This window comes from Pseudomaricurvus alkylphenolicus, assembly GCF_011683955.1.
In the GTDB taxonomy this organism is placed as follows: Bacteria; Pseudomonadota; Gammaproteobacteria; order Pseudomonadales; family Cellvibrionaceae; genus Pseudomaricurvus; species Pseudomaricurvus alkylphenolicus.
Map to the genome: position 1 here is coordinate 492,740 of NZ_JAAQPI010000004.1, position 17,842 is coordinate 510,581.

Consider the following 17,842-nt stretch of genomic DNA (forward strand, 5'->3'; position numbering starts at 1 on the left):
AGTCTTTAGGAAACACGTTATGCCATCAAGTTTTATTGAACAAATGAGGAATAGCCCTGGGTTTGTAGCTTTGTCCCGCAAAAGACGAGAATCCAGGATAGCAATGGTTGGCTTGATGATGCTGGTCTTTTTGACCTATCTGACTTGCTGGGCTTTTATCCCCGGGGTGATCAATGCTCGGGTGCCAGAGGATAGTCCGGTAAGCATAGGTATATGGTTTACAGTGGCCGTGGTTGTTCTCAGCATTATCCTCTCGGGATATTACACGCTTGTGATCGGCAAAAAGATGGACCGGTTAAACCAGCAGCTGCTGAAAGAGGTCGATCATGATTAAATATGATTTCGATGCGGCACAATCCCCAATATTCCGATTGTCGATGATCATCGGTAGCTTTTTACCATCGGGGTTGACTCAAGCAGCAGAGTCGCTATCGGGTATTGTTGAAAAACAAGCTCTCAATACACCTGCTATTGCTATTTTCCTGACTTTTGTCCTGGTTACCTTGGGAATCACCTACTGGGCGGCTACACGCACCCGATCTCGAAGTGATTTTTATACGGCAGGAGGGGGAATACCTGCCTGGCAAAACGGCATTGCTATTTCCGGTGATTTTTTGTCGGCAGCCACGTTGCTTGGTATCACCAGCAGTATTTACGCCATGGGTGCTGATGGCCTGGTGATTATTGCCGGCACTTTAGGCGCTTGGCCAATCGTACTTTTCTTGATCGCCGAACGTTTACGAAACCTGGGTAGATTTACGTTTATCGACGTCGTTTCCTATCGGCTGTCCGCCACTTCCATTAGGCCCATTGCCGCAGTGGCATCACTGTTTGTCTTGATATTTTATTTGATTGCCCAGCTGGTCGGCGCGGGCAAGCTCATCCAGTTACTGTTCGGTCTGGATTATTTGCTGGCGATTATCTCAGTCAGTCTGCTGATGGTGTTTTATGTGGCTTTTGGCGGCATGCTCGCGGCCACCTGGGTGCAGTTTATCAAGGCGGTACTGCTCATTGTCGGTGGTACTTTAATGAGCCTGCTATTGCTGAATCACTTTAGCTTTGATCTCGGCCAGATTTTCACCCGAGCCACGGAAGTGCACCCGAGGCAAGAAAGCTTAGTAGAGGCAGGCGCCTGGTTGAAAGATCCCTTGTCAGTGATTTCTGTAGGCATGACCATGGTTTTCGGTTTTATAGGTTTGCCCCATATTCTGATGCGTTTATTTACAGTCAAGGATGCCGCCAACTCTAGAAAATCGGCTTTCTATGCGATTTCCATCATCGGCTATTTCCAGTTGCTCATCATCATTATCGGTTTTGGGGCTGTTGCCTTGATTATGGGTAATGGAGATTACCACGATGCGGAAGGTGCGATGATCGGGGGAAGCAACATGGTGGTGCTGCATATCACTCATTTCCTCGGCGGAGATCTTTTTCTAGGGTTTATTGCTGCGGTGACCTTTGCGACTATTTTGGCGGTGGTATCAGGGCTCACCATTTCCGCTGCAGCCACCATCGCCCATGATCTCTATGCCGGTTCCTTTGCTAAAGGTCCTGTATCGGAAAAAACAGAAATATTAGTATCAAAGCTATCGGTCATTGGAATGGGGTTGCTGGCCATAGTCTTCGGTATTGTATTTGAGCATCAGAATGTTGTCTTTATCTCCAATTTGGCAATGGCGATTGCCGCAAGTGCCAATGCACCAGTCTTGCTGATGGCAATGTATTGGCGTGGTATAACAACTAGGGGGGCGCTGGCGGGAATAATTGCTGGCCTTGTCTCTTCCGTTATGCTTATCCTACTTGGCCCCCAGGTAATGGTAGATGTAATGGGGATAGAGCATGCGATCTTTCCCTATACTTATCCTACAGTGATATCCGTACCTCTGTCCTTTTTGTCAATTTGGTACTTTTCCTCTACCGACAAAAGCTTGCGCGCGGAAAGGGAGCGTGAGGCATATGCAGAGCAATTTGTACTGTCAGAGACGGGGGTCGGCGTTACCGACGCAGTGTCGCACTAGGCGGCATAACGATAAGACATTGATGGCGGCTGAGCGTCTGCATGAGCGCTGGCGCTCCCCCCAGAATGTTATGCCCATAAAAACTGGCCAAGGCTCCCTTGCAATACTTCAATCTGAAACTATCTGTATCTACAGTGGATCGATCTCAAAATAATCACATTCGTATCTTTTGATGCCTGTTAAACCTGAGGTTATACTCGAATAGAATTTTCAGATTACTGGTTTTAGCCACGGCCCCGTGGCGACCTTGCCGATTGGAGATAAAGCCATGAAATTCAATCAATTAGAAGCTTTCATTGCCATCGCCGAAGGCAGTGGTGTGGCTGGTGCTGCAGAACTGCTCTGTGTGTCGCAACCCGCGATAACCAAGAGCATCAGTAATCTGGAAGAAGATCTCGGTGCGCCTCTGTTTGATCGCTCTCGTAATCGGCTGGCCTTAAATCAAAATGGAACCATCTTACTGAGACGGGCCAAAGCGGCGAAAGCGGAGCTGCAGAGAGCGCGAGAAGAAATCAGCCTGATGAGCCAACACCAAAAGAACAGCCTCAAATTTAATTGTTCTCCGGCACTGTTGCCTAAGCTGATTCCACAGGCCATCAATCTGTTCAAAACCACCCACCCCGATACCCACGTAGAACTGGCGGGTCTGCTTGAAGACGATCCAAAGAACAAGATCACAGCACTGCTTAACGGCGAGTATGACCTGCTGTTTACAGTTCTCAATGAGAACGAAGAACTCTTAGGTGTCAGCTACGAAAAGCTGATGGAAATTGAGGTGATCTTTGTCGCCAGTGAAGGCCATCCCGCATTGCAGATGCAACACCCCAACTTTAAGCAGTTGGAGCAGTACGACTGGCTGTTGCCTGGCCACGGTGGTCTTCCCTATCAGCTAATACGTGCAGCATTTCGCCGAGTCGGTGCACGAATACCCCACAGCGCGCTGACCATCGCCAACCGTCAGATCACCTTTTCACTATTGGAGCATGGCTCTTACCTGGCAGCAGTCCCATACCACTCCAGTTGTTTTGAACATACTCTGTCAGCGCTCCATGTCATCACGGTGGATACGGAACCTATGCACTGGCCTATCTATGTCATTCAGAGGGAAAACACCATTATGTCTCAACCGGCATCCGATTTCGTCGAACAAATCAAGCAGCTCTTGTAAAGCCCAGTATCACTTGGTGATACCTTTCGTGGGTTTTATCCTGAGTCAGCGTTATCTAATCAGTAAGGTTCCATCACGAACTAAACAGCTTCCTATAGGAAAGGGTTTCTATATGGAAATACAACATTTTTAAATCAGAACCGTTCGCGAATAAACTCACGCCTGATTCTCTTTATTAACCCTTCTTTATCCATGTCCATTAATACGGAGCTTAAATCATCGACCAGATGCTTGTTTTTCTTATGGAGATAGTGATAAAGGTCGTAACGTTCTAAGGGTCGGCCAAGCATTGTAATCCCGGTAATTCCATTGGCTTGCATTGCATTCAGACCACTCAGTCGAGAGGCTACGACAACTTCAATTCTTCCTCCTTTGAGCATTTTAAAAAGTTGCGCATAGGTGTTGACCACTTGGATATTATCTCTCTCAGTTACCAAAGATCCCCTATCAACGAACTTAGCTCCACGCTGTATGCCAAGCCTAAATGGCTTTAAACTCTCCCAGCCATTCACACTGAAGTGAATATCTTCCGTAAAAACCACTCCTTCCATGACATTGATGGGCACTGTAATGGGAACCAGATTCGGATATTCTTTGTTCACTCCGCGTATGCGGTAGAGTTCGCCATCATAGACGCCGATATTGGATTCATGCAGAGCGCGAGCGGCAGGAAGCTTCCTTATTTTTATATCGATTTGAAGGCGCTTGTATGCTTCTTTCAAAACCCTTTCGGATACAAGACAATTAATAGACCCTTCAACAGCTGAAAAAGTAAGCGTTTTGTCGGCATATGATCGCATTGTAAGCACGCACGCAAGAATGGAAAAAACAGCAGCACCAGTGAATTTCATATCGCTGATTTCCTTAAAAGCAGGCAACTTTGTATATTGCCCTTATCTATCGAACAGGGAATCCATATAGTTACGTATATCCTCTATAGGCAGCATACCGCTGATCAATCCTCGTCATCCCCGGCGCTCCTATCTTCAATAACAATTATAGTTCTTTTGCAGGACGGTGCAGTGGTATTGGTCTTCTTTGTAAGCAAGTATTTGGGAAATTGTTTGGACCAAGACCACCTTGGGCTTTTGAGGACAAAAAGAAGTCCTGTAGAAATGTATTTTTCTGCAGTGGCCTCATACAAACTAAGTCTAAGTCTGCGACGGAATCGGGTGTTTCACGATTATCAATCGAGATTCTTGATATCCTGTGGCGGGGTGTCAAGGTAGGACCAAGCTTCGGTTGAGCTACCGTTTTCCTGAGGGGATTACCGAAGAAAATCGCAAACACCACCGATTACTATTTATTGTGATCCTTAAGAGGATCAATCACAAATCAGAATAAGTCGTCTGAAAACCGCACGGCTTAAACACCGATCATACGGCTGAAAACAATTAGGAAGAATATTGTGTGAATAATAACGTGACACTCTATACGCATGCATTGAGTCCCTACGGACTAAAGGTATTTTGGGCGCTTATCCACAAACGAATACCATTTGATATGGTCTGCGTATCTCCTCCCGAATTTCCAGAGCTGAGTTTTACCGGGCAGACAGTGGTTCCCGTTCTAAAAGTTGCAGAAGAATGGCGACTTGATTCCACACCACTGATCCACTGGTTAGATGAAATCTATACTGACATCTCACTGACCGACCATTCGAGCGACCGATATGAGTGCGTTGAAGCCCTGGATAATTGGGTAACCGAAACACTCATTCCGGTCTTCTTTCGCCATCTCATAGACGGTGAAAACTTTTGGAATTGGATCATTACCGGTATAAAGCTCGCTTCAACAATGAACAAGACCACGGCTAAGGTGCCAAAATGGATGTACCTATTCTGGGGCTATGCGCTCAGGAGAGCTGAATTTCTGACCAAATCTGCCGCTAAAGTCAATCATTACCCCAGTCTGGCGACGATGAATTCAGCCGTAATTGGTCAGCTTGAAAAACACATAGGCGATGGACCATTTATGGGAGGGCATGAACGCCTGACTATCGCAGATATATCAACCTATGCTCAGATCTATGCATGTGCAGCGCCTTCATTGCCAGGTACCCCAGATTTCCTAAACTCAACAAAAATTCGAGATTGGGTGGCTAGAGTAGAGTCCGAACGTGTCGGATTCAACTTCCAGCCGATTTATCCCGGTGCGCCTGAGTTTATCGCACTGGACACCAGCCAAACGCGCTAAAAGAAAATAACTCCATGATGCTTTACTGCTCGTATTGCCAGAGAGCTAATTGACACGGAGAAAGTTTCGCAAGGATTTTACGAATTCCGCCTCACTTTACAGGTATCGTTCTAACACCAGGTTACACACCTAAGTCAACAATGCATGACAAAAAATCGACCCCAAGTGTTGTCTCTCGTTGCTGGGAACCGGGGTACTATTGAATTGTTTTTAATAATGTGACAAAAGGTCAGGCCCAGGAGATACTATGATCGAACGACCAGAGTACCGTTATATAGATGCGGACAATCATTTTTACGAACCCGTCGACCGGTTTTTTTCCTATTTCGATAAGAAGACCATAGAAAAGGGTTTCAGAATAGAGACGATAGATAATGAGCGCCGCCTCTTCGTGGGGGACAAGCCAATGTTTTCGTCACCTCAAATGTTTTTGGATCACCCTATGGCGCCAGGGTCACATCTGGAGGTATTCACGACAGGAAGGTTTGACCATGAAGTACACGACACTCACGGATCCTTACCCATGGAAACTCCGGAGTGGACTGATCGTGACGCCCGACTCAAAGCGATGGATGCCCAGAATGTGGAGGCTGGAATTTTCTATGGATCACTGGGGTTACTTCCTGAAGATCAATTGGCCGAGCAAGGGGATAATGAGACCTTCTACAACTACCTTAGAGGTTACAACCGATACGTAGAAGAAGAGTGGGGATTCGACTATCAGAATCGTATTTTCGGTGCGCCACTACTGGCATTGGAAGATCGGGATCGAGCGATCGAGGAACTGGAATACGTTCTGAGTCGAGGAGCTCGAGTCATATTGATTACCCCGCGCCCGAATGCCCAACGTCAATCCCCAGCAGATCCCTACTTCGATCCATTCTGGGCCCGTGTCAATGAGGCCAAGGTCACTGTTGTCGTGCATATTGGGATGAGCGCATACCATTACGTTGGCCAAGGAGCAGCCTGGGGAGAAGACCCCACTCCTTCCGTCGTTGAGTGGACGCGCTTCCAAAGGTTCCTCGCCATTCAGGACCGTCCGATTATGGATTTCCTGGGCAACATTATCTTTAGAGGTCTTTTTCAGCGCCATCCGAATCTACGGGTGCTCAGCGTCGAAAACTCCACCAGTTGGCTGCCGTACTTCATGCGCAAACTCGAGGAGGAGCATGACCACCCGTTCAGCTCTCTGGAGACATTTAAGCAGCACGTCTACCATACGACAATGTCGACCGACGATATCGGCGAAGCCATTAAGCTGGTCGGTGATGACCGAATTGTTTTGGGTTCGGACTTTCCACATCCTGAGGGCCCTACGGAGCCGGATGCATTCCTTAAGTTTCTGGACGGGGTTGAGGAGTCGTCCGCGCGTAAATTCCTCCGCGGGACCAACGCCGATCTTCTATCGTTGACCGCCTAAATTTCGCCTTCCCAGAAGTAACGGTGCATCCCCAGCGGGGTGCACCGTTATGCTCGTCTGGAAATATTTTTATTCCCTCATAATGGCCTACTGATTGTTGGAGGCCTCATACTTCCTGCTGACTTACAACTAATTATTGATAGAATGAAATGGGTACTTTAGCGATGAGTTTACAAAACAAAACCTTGGTGATTACCGGCGCTGCGGGTGGCTTGGGACGAGAAGTTGTGCGTGTGGCACAGGAGCAAGGTGCTGACGTTATTCAGCTGGATCTGACCTTCCCTGAAGAGTTACAGGCTGAAAATACTTACAGCGTGGATCTAACGGACACAGATGCGATTAAGGAGGTTTTCGCTCCGCTAGATGCCATCGATGGTTTGATCAATGTCGCCGGTGGCTTTGACATGGGACCCACCCTTTACGAGTTGACGCAAAATGGCTGGGACAAGATGTTCTCCATTAATGTCACTACCGCCAGAAATGCCATTGCTGCGGCGGTGCCTAAGATGCTGGCTCAGGGAAGAGGTGCTGTGGTTAATGTTGGGGCGTTTGGCGCCTTGTCCGGCAATGCGAATATGTCGGCCTACTGCGCCTCCAAGAGCGTGGTGATGAATATGACTCAGAGTTTGTCTGAAGAGGTTAAGCACAAGGGGATCAATGTCAATGCGATATTGCCCAGTGTTATCGACACTCCAGCGAATAGGGTCGCCATGCCCGAGGCGAACTACGAAGAGTGGGTAACGCCAACGCAGTTAGCTCATGTGATGTGTTTTCTGGTGTCGGAAGAAGCCAATGGAATCCACGGTGCGTTGATTCCTGTGCGAGGATTATCTTGAGGGTGTCGACCCAGCGCCGTATAGAATTGGAATAGCGAGCACTGGTTAAGGTGCGCTCTAAAAAACGCACCTCCGCCAGTGCTCACTTAGCACCAGGCTTTAGAAATTGACGCCCAGCTTTACACCCCACAGCAGAGGGTCATTATAATTACCCAGCAGGTAATCAAACCCTGGAGCAACGGGTGTCAAAGCCGAGATATACTTTTCCTCTGTGGCATTGTTGACATAGGCTTGGGCTTCCCAGCGGCCATCGGCTGACTCCCAAAGCATACGCGCATTAACCAGAGTGTGGTCTTCGGTGTAGCTGAAGGGGTTATCACCAAGGCCCGTGGTTTCATCTTCATAGGATGCGTCCAGCTGCAAAGTCAGCGTGCCTGCTTCTGCCATGTCGATGTGGTAGCGGATCACGGTGTTAAAGCTCCATTCAGGCGCCGGCAATTCCGACCCGTCTAATGTGAAGTAGTCACCAAATCCCGCATTGGCACCCTGGCCAAAGTTGGAACGGTAACCGTTGGACGGGTCCGCACTCACTTCGCTGCCAAGATAACCAGCGCCAAGAATCAGTTCAAGGTTTTGGGTCAACGCCAAGTTGACTTCCAGCTCCGCGCCATATATCTCTGCGTCCCCCACGTTGAGCAGGACACCGCTGGGTGAATCCTCTCCAGTATAAACAATACCCTGTTTATCTGTGACGTCGGAATAAAAGACGGCGCCGTTAATACGAGCCCTTCCTGCCCAGGTCGTCGTCTTGAAGCCTAATTCGAAAGAGATCACCTCCTCGCTATCGACCGAAGTCAGTGCATCAATATCACCAAACAGGAACTCTGTATTAAAATTGCCGCTGCGAAAACCGCTTGCAACAGAGCCGTAAACCAGATGGTCGTCCTCGCTCCACTGCAACGTTACCTTATAATCGAACTCGGTATTGGAGACCGCCCGTGTGTTTGAAACCTCATCTGTTAAGTCGAATGGCGTGCTGAGATCACCGGTGATACCAACCACTTCTTTTTCATCGTCGGTATAGCGTGCACCCACAATCAATGACCAGGTTTCGCCAAGCGGGTAATCCACCTGCCCAAAAAGCGCCCAGGACTGGGCATCAATAAAGGTTTCGGTGTCAGGCGCTCGGGTTTGCAGGTCGTCTACCGATGTAAAAGTCTCTCTTTCATCATCGTAATAATAGAGCCCACTCACCCATTGAATACCGTTATTCTCACCCGAAAGGCGGAATTCCTGGGTAAACTGCTCGGTGTCCGAACCATAATGATCATTAAACTGAAAGAAGCCACCGAGAACACCGCCAACGCTGGCATCTTCATCAGGATTAAAGTAGCGCTCCTGCTTGTCCAGTGCGCTGATGGAAATCAATTCAAGATTATCGTTGATGTCCCAAGTGGCTTTGACGATCACGAGGTCAGTTTCAAGAGTGGAGCGCGCATCTCCTGCATCGACATCCTGATCCGTGGCGATGACGGTGGAAGTACCCGTATTCTGTACACCCGAGAAGTTGGTGCACAGACCGCTGCGTACGCGATCAACAGAACATTGCTCAAAGGTCACGGGATCAAGAAGCCCCCAGAGATTGAAACCTCTGAGTACATCGTCCTCGTTGGACTTGTCGTAGGTAAGCAACACAGTCACATCTTCGGTCACATCAAATTCGAGGTGCGCCCTGGCTGCCCATTGATCGATAACGCCAAATTTGCCACCGGTGGGGCCAATGTTATCCTGAAAACCATCGTTTTCGTAGAAACTTGCGGCGATTCTCCCACGAATACCTTCCGTCAACTCGCCACTGAGCGCCCCTTCAAACTTCTGGGTATCGTATTTACCAAGCTCGGCCGTCAGATAACCTTCGAATTCAGAGGTGGGCTTACGGGAAATATTATGCACTAAACCGGATGTACTATTGCGGCCAAATAGCGTTCCCTGAGGCCCGCGGAGCACCTCAATACGTTCAACGTCGAGCAATTGACTGCCATTGTAATGTGCCGTCGGGCGATACACCTCGTCGAAGTAAAGCGCCACGTTGCCTTCGCCCGCCAGGGAGTCGTTGAGCGTCGAGTTACCCCTGATGGTCAGCTTACCCGTGAAGCTTGCTCCCGAAATTTTAACGTTGGGGGTTTGTGCAAAGATGTCGTTAACATTGTTGAACCCCATGTCCTCAATCATCTCTCCTGAAAAGGCGGACACAGAAATGGAAACATCCTGAAGATTAGTTTCGCGCTTCGAAGCTGTGACTACTATCTCTTCCAGGGCGAAAAGATCATCCGTATCGCTGGACTGGGCGCTCGCCATATTGGTTGTCAGTGCACAGGAAAGTATGCTGGCAGACGTACCGATAAAACGTTTGATGCCGAATTGACTCATTATATAGACCTCACAGTAATTAGTAGTTTTTATTCTCTCTTTGCCAGGTGCGAAATCTGACTGGGGTCTCTAACACTCCCTGTATAAGACCCGACCACGCATATGGTCAAGCCCGCTTTCGAGACTTCGTTCTGTCTTAGAAGGCCCAATTCCCACTTAGGCCAGAATACTCTAAGAACATCAGGTCCGCTGTAGCAGATTTATATATAGTTGACGGGACCTATCTTCACTGGTTGCCGCTATCATTCCCATTTAATTCAGTTTAGCGTATCCCTTGCTCACTGAATGTACGATTATCCGGGAGTAATGCTGCTGTACCCTCCTCTGATTTAAATTGCGTTGGAACCTCTTCCATCGAAACCAATGACACTGTGTTGCCTTGCGAAGGCTAAGCGTGGACGAGGGATAAGAACTTACATAGAGTGTATCAACTCGGAATAGGTCTGATGTGATCCCTAGGGGACCAAATTCTGGTATCAGATGACCTATCGCCAAGCTTGGATCTGCAGAACTGAATAACCAGGGGATGAGGTGCCCTCTAGCCCTGAATATTCGCTCTAATCTGCAACAGATGAATTGGAAAGGAGAACGCCGTAGCCTGGAGAGATAGCCGGTTGGTTCGATCATTCAAATACAGTGGGTCTTCCGAAATTGGCTGGGTGTGAGCAAGGTTGACCGCCTGAATGCCCGTTCAAACGAGCTTCGTTCCGTATAGCCCAACCGGTCAGAAATTGTCGTAACCGTTTGTTCCGTGTGTATCAAATAGTGTATCGCCAATAGAAACCGGCAGTAGGACAATAGACCGGAGTAGGAAACTTTGTTCGCCAGTAACTTTCTCTGCAGGTTTTTGGTGTTCGAATGTAACATTTCCGCTACCCGTGTGATGGGCAGCTTTGGATCTTCCGGCTCCTGGTTATGGTAAAAATCCAGAATCGCAGAGGCCACCTGATTGGTAAAGCGGTTTCCCCGGCAGCAATCATTAATCCCTTGCTCCAGATCCTCTTTGGCAATACTGAAAATAATGTGATTGCTGTTGGGCATTGCCACATCCAACGTCTTGGCATCGAATACAATCAAGTTCGTTTGTGCGCCGTAATATACCGGTGATCCAAAGAAGTCCTCGCTGGGTTTCAATTCTTCGGGTTGTTGATGTGAGAAATAGACTTCTTCAGGAACCCAATCAACCCCCGCTGCACCCCGAATCAGGTTCGTATAACTACTGGTAATAAACTCATTGAACTGCCTGTGGGGTTTCAGGTCGGCATTATTAATTTGAAAACTCAGATACGCCCATTGGTCGATAATATGCAGCTGGATATCGAAATAGGTGATATAGAGGTTTTCATATTGAATCAGTGCACCCAGACCCGCCCTCAAGGTTGAAGCAGCCTGTACCAGCGAGTAAACCGGCCCGTAGCGATGGAGATCGGGGGCCACCGAGTGCCTGTATACAACGTAGGGATCTATACTTTCTTTCCAAGCTTCCTCCATGATCTCCAACTCGACGGCGAAGGGGACATAGCTGGGAATCGAGCTAAGATCATCCAGATCAAAGGAATATTTTTCTAGAACGGCGTCCAGATTGGCTCCCTGACTAATGAATATATGAATGAGTATGACAAACTGAGAACGTCTGATCATTGAGTGATTGCCGTCGTCGGCGAGAGAGAGCAAGGGCTTTTGACTCACTGGAATACCAAATCTGAATAGGTTATCAGTAGTAGTTAACGATCATGGCTAGGAGTTAGGTCAGATATCCACACCATGAGTCAGAGTATAGGTCCATCCCTGAGCTTTCGCTAGCTGGAGAAAGGCAGATTATCCCCCTAACCTGCCATCTGAAGATCACCATTCTCGACCTTTGGCTCACTATACATATTATTGATTTTGGTACCTCTAGGCCTTATGCAATAACAAAGGTAGGCTCGATAGACCACGCAGCGTGTTATTCAATCGGCGTTGCGGCTCCCCCACCAACTCCAACCGATCGACCTTTCTGAGCAGCGCCGTCAGCACGGATTCCGCTTCTAACCGAGCCACCATTTGACCCACGCAGACATGTATCCCAGCGCCAAAACCCACATGGCCTATCGCGCGACGAGTGATGTCAAACGTATCCGGGTTATCCCATTTTCTCGGGTCTCGATTGGCCGCGGCAAGAAACAGCAGTACTTTCTGATCCTTTTGCAACAGGGTTTCTCCGACTTGGACCTCTCTAGTGGTGGTGCGAAAGAATGTCTGCACTGGCGACTGAAAACGCACCACTTCTTCAAACGCCGGCCGTAGCATCTTCGGCTGTTCTCGCAATTTCTGCCACTGTTGCGGGAAACAGGCAAAACTGTAGAGGGCACTGGTGATACCGTGAACGGTGGTGTCCAAACCGGCCGTTAACAGAGACCGAACCAGCATTCCGGCTTCTTTTTCGGTAACCTCACCGGCATCAGCCGCTGCAAACACCTGGGCTCCAAGTCCATCGGCCGTCAAGGATTCCCGTTTGCACTGCTCCATGATCCAGCTTGATACCGTTTCTGCTTCCGCAAACGCCGCCTCAAACAGTTCGTTGCGGGGTCCAAAGGCATTGAAGGTCATATTGGCATAGGGCAGTAGGTTTTCTCGCCCCTCTTTGGTCAAACCCACGGCATCCGGGAAGACCCTAAGTGGAAACACCTCCGCCAGGTCCATCACACCGTCGATGTGTCCACGGGCCAATACTGACTCGACCAACTTCTCTGCCTCCAGTTCAAAGCCAGCTCGCAGCTTTTCAATGGCCGTGCGAGTGAGAATTCTCTGCAACACACTACGGGTTCGGTTATGTAGCGGTGGATCGGCTTCCAAAATTATACTGGGCGGCCGCCAGGGTTCCTCTTTGTTAAAATTGGCCAGCCCACCACCAGCACTGGAGCAGTAGGTTTCCCAATCTTTTAACGTTGCATGAACCTGCTCGTAGCGAGCCATCGCCCAAACGCGATACTTGCTCAACCAAACCACCGGTCCGGCTTCACGCAACTGCTCGTGAAAGGGATAGGGATCTTGTAAAAATTCCGTGGAGAAAGGGTCAAGATCCAAGACCGGAAAGTGATCAACGGTCGCTGTTTGATTCATCGGCTGCTCCTATTAACTCGTTTTTGACGACGTAAAGTCCTTTGGTGGTGAAAATCACCTTTATGAGTAAACTTCTCTCAGATCACGCTTTAGCACCTTGCCTGATGCATTGACCGGTAAAGAGCCTACGAAATGATAATGTTTGGGGCGCTTGTAAGGTGCCAACTGACCCTCGACATATTGATTGAGCTCACCTTCACCGATTCCATCCGCATCGGGCGTCAGTACAACAACAGCGCAAACAGCTTCAATCCACTTGTTGTCAGGAACGGCGATAACGGCAACATTTTCCACCTTGGGATGGCGTAGCAGCGCCTCCTCAACATCCCGGCTGGCAACCAATACACCTCCGGTGTTGATCACATCTTTGATACGGTCAACGATGTACAGATAGCCATCTTCATCGATAGTAGCGAGATCCCCAGTGCGAAACCATCCGTCCTGGAACGCCTCGGCGGACGCCGTTTTGTTGTTCCAATAGCACTGGAGTAGTTGAGGCGAACGATGTACGATTTCCCCTTTGCCCCCAGGCTTCACATCGTTGAATTCCTCATCGACAACACGAGTCTCCACATTGATCACAGGTCGGCCTATAGAACCGGGCTTTGTCAAGTGGTCTTCATGCTGAAGACAGGTAGCCAGTGGCGAAATTTCCGTCTGTCCATAAAGATTGAATAACCTTCCTTGCGGCATCAAGGTCAACAAATCGTCGATCACTGGAACTGGCATAATGGATGCACCATAGTAAAGCTTCTGCAGTTGGCTCAGGTCCTGATCACGAAAAGCCGGGCTTGCCAAGAAGTTTATCCACACCGTCGGCGGCGCGAAAAAGGCGTTGATGGAATATTGCCTAAACAAGGCAATACACTGCTCCAGGACTGGCTTTTCCACTAAATAAGTAAAAGCCCCCATGAGCAAGTAAGGCATGACGAAACAGTGCATCTGAGCGCAATGGTAGAGCGGTAACGCAGCGATTTGTCGATCCTGACTTTTTATATCACAGTGGATAATGCAACTGAGGTGCTGCATAAATAGCGCTCTATGAGTTAGTACAACGCCCTTTGGGTTTCCGGTTGTTCCAGAGGTATAAATAATCTGTGCAATATCGTCGTCCGACACATCATAGCCGTCAAGAACGACACCCGTCCCACTATTGGCCATATGGATAATGTCCAAAACATTACCGCCATGCAGAGTCCCCATAACTTCGATGTCATTGTTTGTGGATAATTGGTCCACTGTGCTTTGGAGAAAAGTATCGTGGAACAACGCGCATGAACCGGAGTCCTCAAGCAGGAAGCATACCTCCTCAGCATTGAGCGAATAGTTAATCGGTACATGGATAGCACCGATCTTGCAGCAAGCCAACCATAGGATCATATACCCATCGGAATTCATCCCCAATGCAGCAACACGATCTCCATGCCCTATTCCCTTAGCTCTTAGGTGCTCTGCTACATTATCTACCGCTTGAGCCAAGGCCGAATATGTCCATTGCCTGGCATAAAACTCTAATGCGACATTTTCCGGGTTTTTCCCGGCAGATCGTGAGAATGCGTCAAAAAGTGTGTTGCGTGTGGCCCTAGATACATCCATGCTCAGCGCTCCTGGTTTCATTTCGAACGGTATTGATTGATAGTAAGTAGACCCATTGATTCATCACTATTATTCTGAAACCTTCTCAAGATCATTCAGTATCATTTTGTTAAAATGGTGATGCATTTTGTCCCAGAAGGGTGCGTAAAAGTGCTGACGGTAGACAGGCGATTTTCTGGCTCGCTGCACCGATTCAATGATGCGACCGTCTTCTTCGTTCGCTTCGTTAAACATACCGGTCAACATCTGTACCTGTTCATGATGGTCGCTGCCTTCTTCTGAACAGTTGGTGAGAAATGTATAGCGCATGGTAGTCTGAGCGGGGCCATTCGGTAACGCGAATCCGATCATGATGAATTCCGGAAAGACTGACACATAGAAGTTGGGGTAGAGCGTGCCAAACATGGTGCGCTCCGGGGCCAACTCCGGTTCTTTACCAAGATGTGGTAAACCAAATGGAGGATAGGTGTTTAAGAAATCTGACTTTCTAAACTCCAGCGCCAGATAATTTTCATCAATCAGATCTTTCCATGCTCTCTGCTTTTCACCGGACAACCTTGGTACTTCCTGCGATATCGCATAGGCGGCGTGCACAAAGTTTTCATGCAGAACATTGATGCACTTGTTCTCAAAAAACGTCTTCCAGTTGGTATTGGCGGAACAAGCGGCCGTTTGCAGCGCTCCATTCACAACGCTGCTTCCGAGTTTTTCCAGGTCATACTCATCCAATGACCGGATCAACGGTGCAATGTATTCGGAAAATGGCTGATGTTGCTCAGACAGATTGACAAACACGGCTCCTAAATAGGTCTCGCAGGATACCGCTATCAGATCCACTTCCATGTGGGCCAAAAAGTCGGAGTTGCCCTGGGGCGTTCCATCCCAGTAAGGCGTTTCGATAAGCTTGCCTTCCAGATCAAACTTCCATCCATGGTAGGGCGACGTCAGCTTTTCCTGATTGGTTGCTCGTTCTAAGGCAATTTCACAGCCATCGTAGGCACAAACATTGTGAAACACCCGAAGCACGCGGTCCATACCTCTGACCGCGAGCAATGGCATTTCACCGATATCGAATGGCAATACATCGCCGGGCTCAGGAACTTCGGCCTCGAACAAACAAGCCACCCAATTCTTTTGGTAAATAGCCTCAATTTCAAGTTGGTAAAAGCCATCGTCGGTATAGCACTTGGCGGGCAGCGTCAGTGCCCGTTCTATGGGTGCCCTGATGGTATCACGCACTTCACGAGGTAATAGGTCCTCTAATTGCATAGCACTCGCATCCTCAGTCGTCGAATCCAGTGGAAAAGATAGGCATTGATCTTATCTCAACCGGAAGACCGGGATTCAGACCTTCTGAGACGTCATTTTGGCTCCAAATGACGAAATAACACACACTGTTTAGGGCCTTTATTTTGCACACGACAGGACAAACTAATGTCGCCTAGGGATATCATCGATACGGTTTTGGCTGCGTATCATCGTCCGAATACTACGCCGTCAATAACACTATCTAAGAAACGGTCTGCAATGTAACGCAGCATCTGTGGAAAACGCCGCAGAAGATGTCTGTAGACCTTCAGGGGAGAATAGAATAATGCAAACGTTAGGGCAGATCCTTTCAAGTTCAGCTGCCGAGTACGGAGAGAAGATCGCCTTGGTGATCGGGGAAACGTCCTGGTCGTATCGAAGACTATCCGGATTAGCAAACCGAATGTCGAATTCCTTGGCTGAAATGGGTATAAAGCAAGGTGACCGGGTGACCCTCTACGGTGCCAACAGCCTTGAATGGATCGTCAGCTACTACGCGATATTGCAGGTGGGAGCGGTCGTTAACCCCATTAACGTCATGTTGACGGCAGAAGAAGTTAAGTATGTTCTTGGTGACTGTGGCGCTAAAGCCATTATCGCATCCGTGGAAAAAGGGTCGGCCTTGGTTGGGCAGTTGCAGGAAACGGATGTCGAAGCCCTGATTCTTTATGGTAACGACATTCCTGCTGGTGCAGTTGCATTTGATGATTTGATCTCTAATGGCAGTGATCATTACGACATCAAAGTGCCACCGCTGGAGAGTCTATCCACCATTTGTTACACCTCTGGCACCACTGGCAAACCGAAAGGTGCAATGCTGTCTCATCGCGCTGTGGCAACCAATATTGCCATGACCAAATTGATGCATGGTCGCACTGTCAATGACGTCGCGGTAACAGCCCTTCCCTGCCCCCACGTTTACGGCAACGTGGTGATGAGCGCAATGTTTCAGAGCGGTGCGAAGCTGGTGGTTCATCCGGTGTTCGACCCCGATGTCATGCTGACGTCGATGCAGAAGCATCGCGCAACTGTCTTTGATGGTGTGCCGACCATGTATATGTTTATGTTGAATCATCCTCAGGCGGCCAGTTTTGATCTGACTTCCTTACGTCTTTGCACAGTGGGCGGACAGCCGATGCCGCCTGCAAAAATGAAAGCAGTCGAACACTTATTTGGTTGCAACCTGATTGAGTTGTGGGGCATGACCGAACTTGGTGGACTCGGCACAACCTTCGCATGGAATGGAGAGTATAAACACGGTTCGATCGGAGTACCGATTCCCTATGTCAGTGCTCGAATCGCAGACATTGACAATCCATCAGAAGAAATGCCACGAGGAGAAGTTGGAGAGTTGATGATCCGGGGTGGCATTGTAATGGACGGCTACTTCGGCAATGAACAAGCAACAAGAGAAACGATAGATCAAGATGGCTGGCTTCATACCGGAGATCTGGCCTCGATGGATAAGCAGGGTTACATCAGCATTGTTGATCGCAAGAAAGATATGATCCTGACGGCCGGGTACAACATCTACCCTGCAGAGATTGAGCGAGTACTGTCTTCTCACAGCGACGTGGCGCTGGCGGCAGTGGGCTCAGTCCCTGACGAACTGAAAGGTGAACTCGCTAAGGCCTATATCATTGCCAAGGAAGGTTGCTCTCCTACACAGGAGGAGATTATCACCTTCTGCAGAGAACACCTTGCCGCCTACAAAGTGCCGCGTGCGGTGCAATTCGTGGATGATGTTCCCAAAACCAGCACTGGAAAAATCATGCGGCGAGAGCTCCACAAACTCAACGCTTGAATACAAGACTCCTACCAGGAACCC

13 protein-coding genes are annotated in these 17,842 nt (G+C 48.8%); 7 read left to right on the forward strand and 6 right to left on the reverse strand.

Translation table 11 applies throughout. The features are described from left to right. Nucleotides 1-19 precede the first annotated feature (19 nt). From HBA55_RS13810 to HBA55_RS13820, 3 genes are all read left to right on the forward strand, one after another. The gene (locus HBA55_RS13810) at nucleotides 20-334 is read left to right on the forward strand and encodes a DUF485 domain-containing protein (RefSeq protein WP_166992129.1); all 315 of its coding nucleotides are present in this window, start codon (nucleotides 20-22) and stop codon (nucleotides 332-334) included. After that, nucleotides 327-2,018 (forward strand): sodium:solute symporter family transporter, encoded by a 1,692-nt coding sequence (locus tag HBA55_RS13815; protein ID WP_240946059.1) that lies wholly within the window; start codon nucleotides 327-329, stop codon nucleotides 2,016-2,018. The genes HBA55_RS13810 and HBA55_RS13815 overlap by 8 nt, the downstream gene beginning before the upstream one ends. Before the next feature lie 268 nt (nucleotides 2,019-2,286). Further along, nucleotides 2,287-3,186, forward strand: coding sequence for a LysR family transcriptional regulator (locus HBA55_RS13820; RefSeq protein WP_166992132.1), 900 nt, complete (start codon nucleotides 2,287-2,289; stop codon nucleotides 3,184-3,186). A 134-nt stretch (nucleotides 3,187-3,320) separates the two neighbouring features. On the opposite strand, the gene HBA55_RS13825 is transcribed toward HBA55_RS13820, so the two are convergent. Further along, nucleotides 3,321-4,037 (reverse strand): substrate-binding periplasmic protein, encoded by a 717-nt coding sequence (locus HBA55_RS13825; RefSeq protein WP_166992135.1) that lies wholly within the window; start codon nucleotides 4,035-4,037, stop codon nucleotides 3,321-3,323. 559 nt (nucleotides 4,038-4,596) lie between these two features. Here HBA55_RS13825 and HBA55_RS13830 point away from each other — a divergent pair. The 3 genes from HBA55_RS13830 to HBA55_RS13840 all read left to right on the forward strand — a co-directional run bounded on the left by HBA55_RS13830 (nucleotide 4,597) and on the right by HBA55_RS13840 (nucleotide 7,638). Continuing rightward, the gene (locus tag HBA55_RS13830; RefSeq protein WP_166992138.1) at nucleotides 4,597-5,382 is read left to right on the forward strand and encodes a glutathione S-transferase N-terminal domain-containing protein; all 786 of its coding nucleotides are present in this window, start codon (nucleotides 4,597-4,599) and stop codon (nucleotides 5,380-5,382) included. 247 nt (nucleotides 5,383-5,629) lie between these two features. Continuing rightward, nucleotides 5,630-6,802 carry an amidohydrolase family protein gene (locus tag HBA55_RS13835; RefSeq protein WP_166992141.1) on the forward strand — a complete coding sequence of 391 codons (1,173 nt, stop codon included), beginning with the start codon at nucleotides 5,630-5,632 and terminating at the stop codon, nucleotides 6,800-6,802. A 164-nt stretch (nucleotides 6,803-6,966) separates the two neighbouring features. After that, nucleotides 6,967-7,638, forward strand: coding sequence for an SDR family oxidoreductase (locus tag HBA55_RS13840; protein ID WP_166992144.1), 672 nt, complete (start codon nucleotides 6,967-6,969; stop codon nucleotides 7,636-7,638). Between the two features lie 99 nt (nucleotides 7,639-7,737). Here the strand turns inward: HBA55_RS13840 and HBA55_RS13845 are convergent, their stop codons facing one another. The 5 genes from HBA55_RS13845 to HBA55_RS13865 form a co-directional block, all read right to left on the reverse strand. Then, nucleotides 7,738-10,008, reverse strand: a complete 2,271-nt coding sequence (locus tag HBA55_RS13845; protein ID WP_166992147.1) for a TonB-dependent receptor — start codon at nucleotides 10,006-10,008, stop codon at nucleotides 7,738-7,740. Between the two features lie 627 nt (nucleotides 10,009-10,635). Beyond that, nucleotides 10,636-11,697 (reverse strand): AraC family transcriptional regulator ligand-binding domain-containing protein, encoded by a 1,062-nt coding sequence (locus HBA55_RS13850; RefSeq protein ID WP_166992149.1) that lies wholly within the window; start codon nucleotides 11,695-11,697, stop codon nucleotides 10,636-10,638. A 207-nt stretch (nucleotides 11,698-11,904) separates the two neighbouring features. Further along, nucleotides 11,905-13,110, reverse strand: coding sequence for a cytochrome P450 (locus tag HBA55_RS13855; RefSeq protein ID WP_166992152.1), 1,206 nt, complete (start codon nucleotides 13,108-13,110; stop codon nucleotides 11,905-11,907). Nucleotides 13,111-13,170: 60 nt separating this feature from the next. Continuing rightward, a complete protein-coding gene (locus tag HBA55_RS13860) occupies nucleotides 13,171-14,706 on the reverse strand; it encodes an AMP-binding protein (RefSeq protein WP_206019792.1) in 1,536 nt (511 codons plus the stop codon). Between the two features lie 69 nt (nucleotides 14,707-14,775). Beyond that, a complete protein-coding gene (locus tag HBA55_RS13865; RefSeq protein ID WP_166992158.1) occupies nucleotides 14,776-15,975 on the reverse strand; it encodes an aromatic ring-hydroxylating oxygenase subunit alpha in 1,200 nt (399 codons plus the stop codon). Nucleotides 15,976-16,300: 325 nt separating this feature from the next. Between HBA55_RS13865 and HBA55_RS13870 the strand changes: the two genes are divergently transcribed. Beyond that, entirely contained in the window at nucleotides 16,301-17,818 is a 1,518-nt protein-coding gene (locus HBA55_RS13870) for a class I adenylate-forming enzyme family protein (RefSeq protein ID WP_206019793.1), read from the forward strand. Nucleotides 17,819-17,842 lie beyond the last annotated feature (24 nt).

Coding starts and splice junctions, on each gene's coding strand:
- HBA55_RS13835 (WP_166992141.1), top strand. CDS start 5,630: ATGATCGAACGACCAGAGTACCGTTATATAGATGCGGACAATCATTTT.
- HBA55_RS13810 (WP_166992129.1), top strand. CDS start 20: ATGCCATCAAGTTTTATTGAACAAATGAGGAATAGCCCTGGGTTTGTA.
- HBA55_RS13870 (WP_206019793.1), top strand. CDS start 16,301: ATGCAAACGTTAGGGCAGATCCTTTCAAGTTCAGCTGCCGAGTACGGA.
- HBA55_RS13815 (WP_240946059.1), top strand. CDS start 327: ATGATTAAATATGATTTCGATGCGGCACAATCCCCAATATTCCGATTG.
- HBA55_RS13825 (WP_166992135.1), bottom strand. CDS start 4,037: ATGAAATTCACTGGTGCTGCTGTTTTTTCCATTCTTGCGTGCGTGCTT.
- HBA55_RS13845 (WP_166992147.1), bottom strand. CDS start 10,008: ATGAGTCAATTCGGCATCAAACGTTTTATCGGTACGTCTGCCAGCATA.
- HBA55_RS13820 (WP_166992132.1), top strand. CDS start 2,287: ATGAAATTCAATCAATTAGAAGCTTTCATTGCCATCGCCGAAGGCAGT.
- HBA55_RS13860 (WP_206019792.1), bottom strand. CDS start 14,706: ATGGATGTATCTAGGGCCACACGCAACACACTTTTTGACGCATTCTCA.
- HBA55_RS13840 (WP_166992144.1), top strand. CDS start 6,967: ATGAGTTTACAAAACAAAACCTTGGTGATTACCGGCGCTGCGGGTGGC.
- HBA55_RS13855 (WP_166992152.1), bottom strand. CDS start 13,110: ATGAATCAAACAGCGACCGTTGATCACTTTCCGGTCTTGGATCTTGAC.
- HBA55_RS13865 (WP_166992158.1), bottom strand. CDS start 15,975: ATGCAATTAGAGGACCTATTACCTCGTGAAGTGCGTGATACCATCAGG.